Raw genomic sequence first — 12,989 nt, forward strand, 5'->3', positions numbered from 1 at the left:
TCGCGCCGCTTGTCCAGCCATCGCGCTTGACCGCCATGGCGGGTCGCGGCGATTCTCCGGGAATGCGCACCATCGCCCGAATCGCAGGTCTCCTCGCCCCGCTCGCTCTCCTGCCGGCCACGGGCCTTGCCCAGTCGACCGCGGATCAGGAGGCGAAGACCCGCGCCGCGAACATCGCCGCCTGGCCCGACGCCGCCCGCTCGCTCTTCGGCCAGAAGACGGAGCCCGCGAGCATGCAGGCGCGCGCCATCGGCTCCTATGCGCGCGGCTGCTTGGCCGGTGCCGAGGCGCTGCCGGTCGACGGCCCGAGCTGGCAGGTCATGCGGCTGAACCGCAACCGCAACTGGGGCCATCCGGCCCTGATCGACTATCTGGAGAAGCTCGCCCGCGACGTGCCGCGCATCACCGGTTGGGCGGGCCTGCTCGTCGGCGACATGTCGCAGCCGCGCGGCGGGCCGATGCTGACCGGCCATGCCTCGCACCAGATCGGGCTCGACGCCGATGTCTGGCTGACGCCGATGCCGCGCGGCCGCCTCGACCGCGAGCAGCGCGAGAACATGTCGGCGGTCAATATGGCGCGTTCCGACTGGCGCGACATCGATCCGCGCAACTGGACTCCGGCCCATACGAGGTTGATCCGCACCGTCGCAGCCGAGCCCAAGGTCGAGCGCATCTTCGTCAACCCGGCGCTCAAGGTCGCGCTCTGCCGCGAGGCCGGCGCCGACAAGAGCTGGCTGGAGAAGGTCAGGCCGATCTGGGGCCACAACTACCATTTCCACATCCGCCTGGCCTGTCCGGCCGGCATGGCGAGCTGCCAGGGCCAGGAACCGCCGAATTTCGGCGATGGCTGCGGCGCGGAGCTCAGCGGCTGGATCGAGCGCCAGCACAACGCGATCTTCAATCCGCCGAAGCCGAAGCCGGGACCGAAGCCCAAGCCGAAGCCGCCGATGTCGCTCGATGCCCTGCCGCCGGAATGCCGGCAGGTGCTGGTCTCGCGCTGAGCGGAGCTAAGCATCGGACCGAAAAGTGGGACCACTTTTCGGAAAAATCGGATGCTAGCAGAAGGCTAGGTCGCCACTTTTTGCGTCCGATAGGACGTGGCGATCTAGCGTCGCGGCGGTACGCGCCCGGAGCTATAGGCGAAGGGATCGTTCCGGGGGTTGATCGGCAACGCTTCCTCCGAGTCCTGCTGGTCCATGACGCCGGAGCCGCCACCATCGCCCAGGGCGGCCTCTTCCTCCGACGGTTCGACGGCGCCCGGCAGCGTCAACGGGCCGCGGTTTTCGCTGGGCAGCGGCTGCGGCTGGAAGTGCCCTTGCCGCTGGCGCGCGTCGTATTGCTCCAGGAAGCGCTGCTGCGCATCGAGCCCTTGAGTCTGGCCCTGGGCATAGCTCGCAACCGGATAACCGCCCTGGACTGCGCCGGGGGGCCGCAAGCCGTCGCCGGGCTGGCGCAGCAATCCGCCGCCCGCGACCATGGTGCCGGCCGGCGGCGCCGAACCGCGCGGCAGGGTCTGGGCCATCGAATAGGGCCGCGTCGGGTCCGGCGGGGGCAGGTTGTAGTTCGGCGTGTACTTGATGACCGGCTTGCAGATGTGCCGGCCCTTCGAATGCCGGGCCAGGTCGATATGGAAATGGTCGTAATGCATCGGGTCGGCGCCGGGGCCGAGCACCGTCGAGAAATGCTGGCAGGCGCCGACGAAGACCTCGCGCAGGAAGTTCTGCTCCTCGGGCGAGCCGCGCCAGCCGTCCTTCACCGTGACCACGCGGTTGTCGTTAAGCCGGAAGGAGAAGACGTCGACGGCGTTGCCGAAGGCATGTTCCGACGTGCGCGACGTTGCCGTGCCGTTGTTCATCGCGCGGCAGGAATAGGAGCCGGCGCGTATTTCGATGACCTGGGCGCCGAGCACGTTCATCGCCGCCGGCTGCACGACTTCGGCGAGCCATTTGTCGGTGGTCACGACGACCGGGCAGGAGAGCGTGGCCGAGCTGGTCAGCCCGATGCCGCCATTGGAGAAGGCGGAAACTTTCAACGGCTGCTGCATGCCGCAGGTACCTGGCCCGTCGATCGCCTTGCCGCGCAGGCTGACATAGGACGAGATCTGCACCTGGCGCGAGGCCATGCAGGCGGCTTCCGCCTGGTCGCGCCAGGCGGCGCGCTGGGGCTTCTGGAACTTGCCGCAGCCCGCAAGGCCGGTTGCGCCGACGATGCCGAGTGCGATGAGGGCGAGATGAGCGCGTCGCATGACCATTCAAATGCGAACCGCTTGGTGAACGGTTTCTCAACCGACTGCGTCCAGGCCGCCACAGGCGGATTAACTTTGGCACCGTGGTGAATCGCGCCTTAATCAGCCGAATCCGGCCTTAACCGGGGCCGATTCCGCCGTCGCGGACCTTGCCTCAGATGTCGGTAAGATCAGTGCGCGGGTATCGCCGGTCGAACCGTGGCGAAGCTGTGGCGGGGCGCTGGTGAGGGCTCGCGACGAATTTTCGCAGCCAGGAATATCCCCAAATCTAATCAATGATTTAACCGCTGATTAAGGGTGATCTAGCCTCCGTCCCCAGGTTGCCACGATGCAGCCCCCTTGCGGCCTTCGTCAGTTCTGGTAGCCTCGGTGACAGGTCAATGACACAGGAGGGTGTGATGAGTGTCACGCTACGTCTCGACCGATTGATCATGGGTGCGGCCTTCGTTTTCATGATGGCGATCGTTCTGGGAGCGTTCTGACAACGGGTCAGTCTCGAAGTCGCTAGGACCACAAGAGCAATGAAAACAACGCCGCCGGGGCCCATCCCGGCGGCGTTTCTGTTGGAAAGGATGGCTTCAGGCGGGAGCGGTCAGCTTTCCGGGCAGGCGGTTTCCGTCAGCTGCCACGACATCATGTTGATCACCCGCCCGCAGGTCGCGACACGCCGCCCCTGCGTGGTCTTGATGCAGGACATCGAGCCCTCGGCGATCTTGCGGCCGTCGTTCCAGCAGAAACAGAGCGGCTCCGGCGCCTGGGCAAGGCGTGGCTTGTCGAGCGCAATGGCAGGCTCGCCGGCCGCAGCAGCCTCGCTGATCAGGAACAGCACGGCGAGCGCGAGCATCCAGCTCAGCACGCGGTGTCGGTGAGGCCTCGGTCCGGATCCGGTCATGGCTCTCTTCCCGCGCCTCGCAGGGCGAAGCGATGCGTCAGCTTAGCATATCGGCCCGATTGCAACGAATGATTATGTGCCGATTTGAAATAGTCAGGAGTTTCAGTCTGTTAGCCGAGAGGGGCCTTGCGTGGGATGCCGGCTCTCTCCATATTGTCGGGCGGTGGGCCCATTGTGGGCTCCGGGAGGAACAATGTCTCTGATTTCGCTCGCCCGTCGTGGACGTGCCGTCGCCCTGGTCGCCGGGGCCCTGTTGCTCGTGCCGCTCGTTGCCGAAGCCCGTCCGGGCGGTGGCCGCAGCTCGGGCAGCCGTGGGTCGTTCACCAATAGCGCACCGCCGTCGACCAATACGACGCCGGGTGGCGCCCAGACTTTCCAGCGCTCGGCTCCGGCCTCGCCGGCTTCGCCGTCCATGGCTGGCCCCGCGGCCGCCGGCGCGGCGGCGCAGGCAGCGCGCCCGTCCTTCGCGCGCAACATGATGATGGGCATCGGCGCCGGCCTGCTTGGCGCGGGCCTGTTCGGCATGCTCTCGGGCTCGGGCTTCTTCGGTGGCCTCGCCTCGCTCGCCGGCATGCTCGGCTTCCTGCTGCAGATCGGCCTGATCGCCGGCATCATCATGCTCGCGATCCGCTTCTTCCGTCGCCGTTCCGAGCCGCAGCTGGCCGGTGCGGGTGCGCCCTATGCCCGCCAAGGCTATGACGCGCCGCAGCCCCAGCAGAACGCTGCCCGCATGGGTGGTTTTGGCGGTGGCGCCGCCGCTGCCGCCGTGCAGCCGCAGCCGATCGAGCTCTCGGGCGAGGATTTCAACGCCTTCGAGCGCCTGCTCGGCGAGATCAACACGGCCTATTCCAACGAGGACGAGGCTGGCCTGCGTCAGCGGACGACACCTGAGATGTTCGGCTATTTCGACGAGGATCTCAGCGACAACGCCCGCCGCGGCGTCGCCGACCGCGTCTCCGATGTCAAGCTGCTGCAGGGCGACCTGTCGCAGGCCTGGAGCGAGGGCGGTGCCGATTACGCGACCGTGGCGATGCGCTTCAGCCTGATCAATGCGCTCTATGACCGCAAGTCCGGCAAGATCGTCGACGGCAATGCCGCGCAGACCCAGGAGGTCAGCGAGTACTGGACCTTCGTCCGCGAGCGCGGCGCCGCCTGGAAGCTCTCGGGCATCCAGCAGGCGGCCTGAACGCCGGCAGCGTGAAAGAATGACAGACGGCCGGGGCGACCCGGCCGTTTTGCTTTTGCGGGCTTTCGGGTGGGCGGCTGGCGGAGCCCGGTCTATTGCGCTACTGGCGAACAGAGCCAGCCCGGAGCCCCTTCCATGAGTGATATGCGTCTCGTCGTCGTCGGTGCCGCCGGGCGGATGGGGCGGATGCTGATCCGCGCCATCGATCAGGCGCAGGGCTGCACGCTCGTGGCTGCGATCGAGCGTCCCGGTTCCGCCGCGCTCGGCGAAGACGCCGGCATTCTGGCTGGCCTGCCGGCCTCCGGCATCAAGGTGACCAGCGATGCCGCCGCTGCCTTCGCTTCCGCCGATGGCGTGCTCGACTTCACCGCTCCGGATGCGACGGTCGCCTTCGCCAGACTGGCGGCCGAGGCCGGCATTCTCCACGTCGTCGGCACGACCGGGCTGGAGCCCAGGCATCTCGCTGAGCTGGCCGAGTCGGCCCAGCGCACCCCGATCATCCGCTCCGGCAACATGAGCCTCGGCGTCAACCTGCTGGCGGCGCTGGTGCGCAAGGTCGCCGCCACGCTCGGCACCGACTGGGACATCGAGATCGTCGAGATGCATCACCGCATGAAGGTCGATGCGCCCTCCGGCACCGCCGTCCTGCTCGGCGAGGTGGCGGCCGAGGGCCGCGCCGTCGATCTCGCGAAGGCGCGCGTCGCCGGCCGCGACGGCATCACCGGCGCGCGTGAGCCTGGCACGATCGGCTTCGCTGCCTTGCGTGGCGGCACGGTCGTCGGCGACCACAAGGTGATCTTCGCAGGCGCCGGCGAGCGGCTCGAGCTCGCCCATGTCGCCGAAGATCGCAGCCTCTTCGCGCAGGGTGCGGTCAAGGCCGCGCTCTGGGGCAGGGGGCGTGAAGCGCGGCTTTACTCCATGGCCGATGTTCTCGGCCTCGACGCGCTCTGACCATGACCCGGGTTGTCGTCGCGCCGGGCGTCGTCCACTGGCCGGGCAGGTTGGCGCCGGAGGAGCAGGCGGCGCTGGTGGCGGAGTTGCGTGCGGTGGCGCGCAAGGCGCCGTTCTTCCAGCCGCGCATGCCCAAGAGCGGCACGCCGTTCTCGGTCCGCATGACCAATTGCGGCTCGCTCGGCTGGGTGTCGGACGAGCGTGGCTATCGCTATCAGCCCGAGCATCCCGAAACCGGCGAGCCCTGGCCGATGATGCCGGCGCCGCTGCTCGATCTCTGGCGGGAACTGGCGGATTATCCGCATCCGCCCGAGGCCTGCCTTGTCAATTTCTACGCGGCCGGCGCCAAGATGGGCCTGCACCAGGATCGCGACGAGCAGGATTTCGACGCGCCGGTCCTGTCAGTCTCGCTCGGTGACGCCGCGCTCTTCCGCATCGGCGGCACGACGCGCGGCGGCAAGACGACCTCGCTCAAGCTCGCGTCCGGCGACGTTCTGCTCTTCGGCGGCGAAGCACGGCTGGCCTATCACGGCATCGACCGCATCCTGACGGGCTCCTCGACGCTGCTGCCGGAGGGCGGGCGGATCAACCTGACCATGCGGCGCGTGACGAAGCCGAAGCCCTAATCGGCCGCTTTGCCGGGCAGGCTCGGAAACGACCAGCCGAACAGCAGCGAGCCCGCCCGCAGGCCGAAGCAGGCTGCCAGGCCGCCAAGCATCACGGCCGGGCCGGAGAGCCCCAGCCCGGTGAGCAGCGCCGTCATGGCGGCGCCTGCCGTCGCGGCGGTGACGTAGAAATCGCGGCTCCACAGCACCATCGGCCGGTCGCCGGCGAGGATGTCGCGCAGGATGCCGCCGAAGGTCGCGGTCATCGCGCCGAGCGCGACGGCCGAGAGCACGGGCACGGCCGCGTCGAGCCCCTTGAGCGTGCCGATGACGGCGAAGAGCGAGAGGCCGGCGGCGTCGGCCCAGATCAGCAGCTTGCGGCCGGCCCAGCCTTCGAGGACGCCAGGCCTGAGATAGGCGAGCGTCCAGGCACTGAGCGCGACCAATGTGCAGACGATGACGTCGCTGGGATCGCGCACCCAGAAGATGCCGCGCCCGAGCAGGACGTCGCGCAAGGTCCCGCCGCCGACGCCGGTGACGACCGCCAGCAGGATGAAGCCGAACGGGTCCATGCCCTTGCGGGCGGCGACGAGGGCGCCGGTCAGCGCGAAGATGGCGACGCCGGCGGCCTCGAACACGGCGTCAGTGCTGGGTCGGGTCGCCGGCCGGCGCGTCCGGAGCCTTGGGGGCTCCGGCGGAGACGCCGACCAGAGCCGGGCGCAGGACGCGCTCGCCGATCTTGTAGCCGACCTGCACGACCTTCGAGACCAAGCCCTTGGCGATCTCGGTGTCGGGCGCCTCGAACATCGCCTGGTGCAGGTTGGGGTCGAACTTTTCGCCCTGCGGATCGATGCGGCGCACGCCATGGCGCTCCAGCGTCTTGACCAGTTCGCGCTCGGTCAGTTCGACACCTTCATGCAGCGTCTTCACGGCTGCGTCGGCCGCCTTCAGGGTATCGGCCGGCAGGCTTTCCATCGCCCGGCGCAGATTGTCGGAGGAGCCGAGCATGTCGCGGGCGAAGCTGGTCACCGCATAGGCCTTGGCATCGGCGATCTCGCGCTCGGTGCGCCGGCGCAGGTTCTCCATCTCGGCGAGCGTGCGCAGCAGCTTGTCCTTGAGGTCGTCGCGTTCGGCCTGGAGCTTGGCAAACTCAGCCGCGAGGCCTGCCTCGGCGGTGGCCGCCTGCTCGGGCGCGTCCGCGCCGGCTTCGAGGTTGGGGTCTTCCGTCGCAGGGTTCTGCGTCATTTTATCGTCACGTCCCTTTCCTGGCTGGCTGCGCCGCCCTTGCGGGGCCGCAGCCGCGTTCGTGCCGGATATCGGCCTTATGGCCGGTTAAATCAAGCGCGGGCCGGCACTTTCGCCTTCGCCGGAGCCGGCTTCTCCGCCTCGAACTTGAACACGTCGATGAGCGCCTTGCGGATCGTCAGTTGCCGGCCGGTCGAGACGATCTTCGCATGGGTCAGGTCGGTGACGTAGAACACGTCGACGGCCTTCTCGCCGAAGGTCGCGATATGGGCCGAGGCGATGTTGAGGTTGAGCTTACCGATCGCGGTGGTGAGGTCGTAGAGCAGCCCCGGCCGGTCGAGGCCGGAGACCTCCAGCACCGTGTGGCGCGCCGAGAGCACGTTGTCGATCACCACCTCGGGCTCGACCTGGAAGGTTTGGCCCCGCGGCGGCGGGGCGCGGCGCTGGGCGACGAGATCGGCGATCTTGATCTCGCCCTTCAGCGCCCGCTCGATGGCGGCGGCGATGCGCTCGGCGCGGCGCAGTTCGTCATCGTCGCGCTCGAAGGCGCGCGAGACCGAGATCGTGTCGAGCACGAGCCCGTCGCTGGTCGTGAAGATCTGCGCGTCGACGATGTTGCCGCCGGCCGCGGCGCAGGCGCCGGTGACGATGGCGAGCAGTCGCGGATGATCCGGCGCGAGCACGGTGAGCTCGGTCACGCCGCGGAACTTGTCGGTCTCGACGATGGTCGCCGTGGTGCGCCCGGCAGCTTCCGCCTCGCGCAGGAAGCGCGCATGCTTCTCCTGCTGCTCGGGATCGACCTTGATCCAGTAGGCGGGGTAATGTCGCGCCACATAGGCGTCGCGCTCCGCCTCGTTCCAATCGGACAGGCGCCGGCGCAATTCGTCCTGCTTCATGGCGATGCGCGCCTTGCGCTCGACCCCGGAATGACCGCCGGTGAGCACGAGCTCCGTCTCGTAATAGAGCGTGCGCAGCAGCTGCCCCTTCCAGCCGTTCCAGACGCCGGGGCCGACCGCCTTGATATCGGCAACGGTGAGGATCAGCAGCAGCTTCAGGCGCTCCAGCGTCTGCACAGTGGCGGCGAAGCTCTCGATCGTCTTGGGGTCACCGAGATCGCGGCTCTGCGCGGTGGTCGACATGTCCAGATGATGCTCGACCAGCCAGGCGACGGTCTCCGTCTGCGCGCTTGTCAGGCCGAGGCGGGGGCAGAGCTTGCGCGCGATCCGGGCCCCCGCGACCGAATGGTCTTCCGGGCGCCCCTTGGCGATGTCGTGCAGGAAAAGCGCGACATAGAGCGCCCGCCGGTTGGAGATGGTTGGCATGATCTCGTTGGCGAGCGGATGCTCGGCCTCCAGGGTGCCAGCATCGATCTCGGCCAGCACGCCCATGGCGCGGATCAGGTGCTCGTCCACCGTGTAGTGGTGGTACATGTTGAACTGCATCATCGCGACGACGCGGCCGAAATCCGGGACGAACCGGCCGAGCAGCCCGGATTCGTTCATGCGCCTGAGCACGACTTCCGGCGAGCGCCGGCCGGTCACGATCTCCAGGAAGATGCGGTTGGCTTCGGGTTCGTTGCGCAGGCCGGGCGTGACCAGCCGGAGCGACTGCGTCACCAGCCGGCTGGCATCCGGGTGGATCGCGAGGTCCTCGCGGCTGGCGATGGCGTAGAGTCGCAGCAGATTGACCGGATCGCGCTCGAAGGCGCTGTCATCGACGACATCGAGGCGCTGGCTGGTCAGCTTGAAATCGGGATGGCCGAGCGAACGCTCGCGCTTGCGCTTGGCGAGCGAGTTCGAACAGCCGCGACAGCGTCGCGCGCGGCTTCTGCTGGCGCGCCTCCAGGGCGGCGCAGACGATGGCCGTGAGGTCGCCGACATCCTTGGCGATCAGGAAATAGGCCTTCATGAAGCGCTCGACCGGCGCCTGCCCGCTGCGGCCGGCATAACCGATCTCCGCCGCGACCTGCCTTTGCAGGTCGAAGGACAGTCGCTCCTCAGCCCGGCCGGTGATGAAATGCAGCCAGCAGCGCACGCGCCAGAGGAATTCCTCTGAGCGCTGGAACATCTGCAGTTCCTGCTCGTCGAACAATCCGGCCTCGACCAGCTCGCGCACGTCATGGACGCGGTAGGAATATTTGGCGATCCAGAACAGCGTGTTGAGGTCGCGCAGGCCGCCCTTGCCGTCCTTGACGTTGGGCTCGACCAGATAGCGCGAAGCGCCGGCCCGCTGCACCCTGAGTTCGCGCTCGGCGAGCTTGGCCTCGGTGAAGGCCTGGGCCGTGCCCTCGACCACCTCGGCATCGAAGCGGCGGACCATCTCCTCGAACAGCGCGCGGTCGCCCACGAGGAAGCGCGCCTCCAGCAGTGCCGTGCGGATCGTCATGTCGGCACGGGCCTCGCGCACGCAATCGTCGATCGAGCGCACGGAATGGCCGGTCTTCAGCTTCAGGTCCCAGAGCGGGTAGAGCATGGATTCGACCACGCTCTCGCCCCAGGCTGTCTGCTTGTGCGGGAACAGGAAGAGCAGGTCGACATCCGAGCCCGGCGCCAGCGTGCCGCGTCCATAGCCGCCGACGGCGACGACCGCGATCCGCTCGGACTGCGAGGGATTGTCGGCCGGATAGAAATAGCTGGTCGCGGCGCTATGCAGCGCCCGCACCACGGCATCCATCACGGCAGAGAGCCGATGCGCACAGGCCAACCCGCCGCGCGGCCCGGCCAGGATCGCCCGGGCCGAGGCATGGCCTTCGTCGAGAACCTGCCGCAGCCCGGCAATGAGCGCCTGCCGCATCTTGGTCTTGTCGCGCCGGCTGATCGGCTCGAACAGCCGCGCGACCCCGGCCTCGGGGCTTTGCAGCATCTCGGCGAGGGGCAAGGCAGGCTTGGCGGGAGGCGTGGTCACGTAGGCTCCGTTCCAGCGGGCATTGCCTTTCGTAACATGAGGAGAGGGCGGGTGAGAGGGTAAATTTAAACATGAAATTATGTGAATTATGAAAAAAGACGCTACCCCATGTGTTGTTTGACAGACAGAACGATTGGACCTTAAAGTCGGATACGCGCCGATTTGAGCCACCAGCTTGCGGGCGCGAAACAAGTGCAGCTAAAGCGTGGGGCCAGGGACGCCACCCGTCCCGATCCCTCGCACCATCGCCAGAGGGATAAGCCCATGACCAGCATCACCCGCCGCCTCGCGCTCGCTTTAGTCGCCGCCGCCGGCCTCGCCGCGCCGGCCTTCGCGCAGGCGCCCAAGGAAATCCGGCTGGATTACGCGACCTACAACCCGGTCAGCCTCGTGCTGAAGGAGCGCGGCCTCCTCGAGAAGGCGCTCGAGGCCGATAGCATCAAGGTGCGCTGGGTCCTGTCCGCCGGATCGAACAAGGCGCTCGAATTCCTCAACGCCGGCTCGATCGATTTCGGCTCGACCGCCGGCGCCGCCGCGCTGATCGGCAAGATCAACGGCAATCCGATCAAGTCGATCTATGTCTATTCCCGGCCGGAATGGACGGCGCTGGTCACCGGCGCCAAGAGCGAGATCGCCAAGGTCGCCGATCTCAAGGGCAAGCGCGTCGCCGTCACCCGCGGCACCGACCCGCATATCTTCCTCGTCCGGGCGCTGGCCGATGCCAAGCTGACCGAAAAGGACGTCAAGCTCGTCCTGCTCCAGCATGCCGATGGCCGTCTGGCGTTGGAGCACGGCGACGTCGATGCCTGGGCCGGGCTCGATCCGCTGATGGCGGCCGCAGAGGTCGAGAGCGGCGCGAAGCTGTTCTATCGCAAGGCCGAGGACAACACCTGGGGCATCCTCAATGTCCGCGAAGCCTTCGCCAACGAGAACCCGGCTTTGGTGAAGAAGGTGCTGGCGGCCTACGAGGAGGCTCGCGCCTATGCACGCGCCAATCCGGTCGAGCTCAAGAAGGTTCTGGTCGAGTACACCAAGCTCTCCGAGCCGGTGATCGAGCGCCAGCTCACCCGCACCGAATTGACCCATTCGGCGATCGGCCGGGCGCAGGTCGATACCATCACCGCCGCCGGGCTCGCTCTCAAGGAGGCGGGCGTGCTGCCGGCCACGACCGATGTGAAGGCTGCCGTCGATAGCCTCATCGACAGGCGCTTCGCCGCCACCAACTGACAGGCAAGCGCGCGGCGATGAGCGTCCTAGAAATCGCAACAGCCGTGGACGAGCCGGAGCGGCGCCCCGCCGCCCCGCGCCGCGGTTACGGGCTTGCGGTTGCCGGCTTCGTCCTGCCGGTCGTGCTGGCCATCCTCTGGGAATGGCTCGTCGCGGCCGGCATCGCCAATGGCCGCCTGATGCCGCCGCCCAGCGTCGTCGGGCGCACGCTCTGGGGCCTCGCGGCCTCCGGCGAGTTGTTGACCCATGCCGGCGCGACGCTCTGGCGGGTCGCTGCCGGCTTCGGCCTCGGCGCGCTCGCTGGCACGGTCCTCGGCGCGGTGACAGGGGCTCTGCCCGTCGCCCGCAGCCTGCTCGATCCCACCTTGCAGGCGCTGCGCGCGATCCCCTCGATCGCCTGGGTGCCGCTCTTCATCCTCTGGCTCGGCATCTTCGAGGCCTCGAAGGTGGCGCTGATCGCGGTCGGCGTGTTCTTCCCGGTCTATCTCGGCGTCGCCGCCGCGATCCAGGGCATCGACCGCAAGATCGTCGAGGTCGGCCGGGTCTTTCGCCTGTCGCGCCTCGCCATGGTGCGCCGCGTCCTTCTGCCGGCGATCCTGCCGGCCTGGATCGTCGCGCTGCGCTCCGGCCTCGGCCTCGGCTTCATGTTCGTGGTCGCGGCCGAGATCATGGGGGCGAGCGAGGGGCTGGGCTATCTGCTCGTGGACGGCCAGCAGCTCGGCCGCCCCGGCACCATCATCGCGGCCATCATCAGCTTCGCCGTGCTCGGCAAGCTGGCGGACGGTCTGCTCGTCGCCATCACGCGGCCCTTCCTCGCCTGGCAGGATACGGCGCGCGACAAGCTCTGAAGGCGCGATAACGTCATGCTGAGTTTCGACCGGCTCTCCAAGACCTATGCCGACGGCACGCGCGCCCTGTCGGCGATCACGCTCGATGTCGGGCGCGGCGAGATCGTCGCCCTGCTCGGCGGTTCCGGCTGCGGCAAGACCACCCTGTTGCGTCTCGTCGCCGGGCTCGACCGGCCGAGCGAGGGCGCGATCCGCCTCGAGGGCGAGGCGATCGCCGAGCCGCGCGCCGATGTCGGCGTCATCTTCCAGGAACCGCGGCTCTTCCCCTGGCTTAGCGTCGCCGAGAATGCCGGCTTCGGCCTGTCGCATCTCTCTGCCGCGGAGCGGGAAGGGCTGGTGAGCAATGCGCTGGTCCGCGTCGGCCTCGCCGGTCACGAGAAGCGCTGGCCGCGCGAACTCTCCGGCGGGCAGCAGCAGCGCGTCGCCATCGCCCGCGCCCTCGTCACGCGGCCCAAGCTCCTGCTGATGGACGAGCCCTTCTCGGCGCTCGACGCAACGACGCGGGCGAGCCTGCACGACCATCTCCTGGCGCTCTGGCAGGAAAGCCGCCCGACCGTGGTCATGGTCACGCATGATGTCGAGGAAGCGGTGACGCTGGCCGATCGCATCGTCGTGATGCAGCCCAAGCCCGGCCGCATCTTCGACGAGCTCGACAACCCGCTCGCCCGCCCGCGCGACCGGCTCTCGCCGGCCTTCGAGGCGACGAAGCGCGAGGCGTTGCGCGCGCTCGACCGCTCGCTGCGCGACGAGGCTCCGCATCAGCAGAAGGCGGCCGAGACAGCCGGGATGTGGTGGTGAGTGACGTTTGACAAAACGGACGACCGGACCTTAAAAGAGGATACGCGCCGATTTGAGCCTCAGCTTGCGGGCGCGAAACAAATGCAGC

11 protein-coding genes and 1 pseudogene are annotated in these 12,989 nt (G+C 68.1%); 7 read left to right on the top strand and 5 right to left on the bottom strand.

Features of this window, described 5'->3' with window-relative positions:
* Positions 1-62: 62 nt before the first annotated feature.
* A complete protein-coding gene (gene mepA / locus ACFJGT_RS02930) occupies positions 63-1,001 on the top strand; it encodes a penicillin-insensitive murein endopeptidase (protein ID WP_377845689.1) in 939 nt (312 codons plus the stop codon).
* Positions 1,002-1,105: 104 nt separating this feature from the next.
* Here the strand turns inward: mepA and ACFJGT_RS02935 are convergent, their stop codons facing one another.
* Together ACFJGT_RS02935 and ACFJGT_RS02940 are read right to left on the bottom strand one after the other, a co-directional pair.
* Positions 1,106-2,251 (bottom strand): extensin family protein, encoded by a 1,146-nt coding sequence (locus ACFJGT_RS02935; RefSeq protein WP_377845691.1) that lies wholly within the window; start codon positions 2,249-2,251, stop codon positions 1,106-1,108.
* 586 nt (positions 2,252-2,837) lie between these two features.
* Complete coding sequence (locus ACFJGT_RS02940) at positions 2,838-3,137, bottom strand: hypothetical protein (protein ID WP_377845694.1); 300 nt, start codon at positions 3,135-3,137, stop codon at positions 2,838-2,840.
* A 193-nt stretch (positions 3,138-3,330) separates the two neighbouring features.
* On the opposite strand from ACFJGT_RS02940, the gene ACFJGT_RS02945 reads away from it, so the two are divergent.
* The 3 genes from ACFJGT_RS02945 to ACFJGT_RS02955 all read left to right on the top strand — a co-directional run bounded on the left by ACFJGT_RS02945 (position 3,331) and on the right by ACFJGT_RS02955 (position 5,900).
* A complete protein-coding gene (locus tag ACFJGT_RS02945; RefSeq protein WP_377845696.1) occupies positions 3,331-4,323 on the top strand; it encodes a Tim44 domain-containing protein in 993 nt (330 codons plus the stop codon).
* Between the two features lie 144 nt (positions 4,324-4,467).
* Complete coding sequence (gene dapB / locus ACFJGT_RS02950) at positions 4,468-5,274, top strand: 4-hydroxy-tetrahydrodipicolinate reductase (RefSeq protein ID WP_377848906.1); 807 nt, start codon at positions 4,468-4,470, stop codon at positions 5,272-5,274.
* Between the two features lie 2 nt (positions 5,275-5,276).
* Positions 5,277-5,900, top strand: a complete 624-nt coding sequence (locus ACFJGT_RS02955) for an alpha-ketoglutarate-dependent dioxygenase AlkB family protein (protein ID WP_377845698.1) — start codon at positions 5,277-5,279, stop codon at positions 5,898-5,900.
* On the opposite strand, the gene ACFJGT_RS02960 is transcribed toward ACFJGT_RS02955, so the two are convergent.
* The 3 genes and pseudogenes from ACFJGT_RS02960 to ACFJGT_RS02970 form a co-directional block, all read right to left on the bottom strand.
* Positions 5,897-6,517 (bottom strand): trimeric intracellular cation channel family protein, encoded by a 621-nt coding sequence (locus tag ACFJGT_RS02960; protein ID WP_377845701.1) that lies wholly within the window; start codon positions 6,515-6,517, stop codon positions 5,897-5,899. The two genes, ACFJGT_RS02955 and ACFJGT_RS02960, sit on opposite strands and share 4 nt — an antisense overlap.
* A gap of 4 nt (positions 6,518-6,521) precedes the next feature.
* Complete coding sequence (gene grpE, locus ACFJGT_RS02965) at positions 6,522-7,124, bottom strand: nucleotide exchange factor GrpE (RefSeq protein WP_377845703.1); 603 nt, start codon at positions 7,122-7,124, stop codon at positions 6,522-6,524.
* A 92-nt stretch (positions 7,125-7,216) separates the two neighbouring features.
* Positions 7,217-9,986: pseudogene (locus ACFJGT_RS02970) on the bottom strand ([protein-PII] uridylyltransferase).
* 306 nt (positions 9,987-10,292) lie between these two features.
* Here ACFJGT_RS02970 and ACFJGT_RS02975 point away from each other — a divergent pair.
* Genes ACFJGT_RS02975 through ACFJGT_RS02985 form a run of 3 tightly spaced genes read left to right on the top strand, consistent with a single transcriptional unit; the run spans position 10,293 to position 12,901 of the window.
* A complete protein-coding gene (locus ACFJGT_RS02975; protein WP_377845705.1) occupies positions 10,293-11,255 on the top strand; it encodes an aliphatic sulfonate ABC transporter substrate-binding protein in 963 nt (320 codons plus the stop codon).
* A gap of 17 nt (positions 11,256-11,272) precedes the next feature.
* Complete coding sequence (locus ACFJGT_RS02980; protein WP_377845708.1) at positions 11,273-12,103, top strand: ABC transporter permease; 831 nt, start codon at positions 11,273-11,275, stop codon at positions 12,101-12,103.
* 15 nt (positions 12,104-12,118) lie between these two features.
* Positions 12,119-12,901, top strand: a complete 783-nt coding sequence (locus tag ACFJGT_RS02985) for an ABC transporter ATP-binding protein (protein WP_377845710.1) — start codon at positions 12,119-12,121, stop codon at positions 12,899-12,901.
* Positions 12,902-12,989 lie beyond the last annotated feature (88 nt).

It is taken from the genome of Allobosea sp. UC22_33 (assembly GCF_042700715.1).
In the GTDB taxonomy this organism is placed as follows: Bacteria; Pseudomonadota; Alphaproteobacteria; order Rhizobiales; family Beijerinckiaceae; genus Allobosea.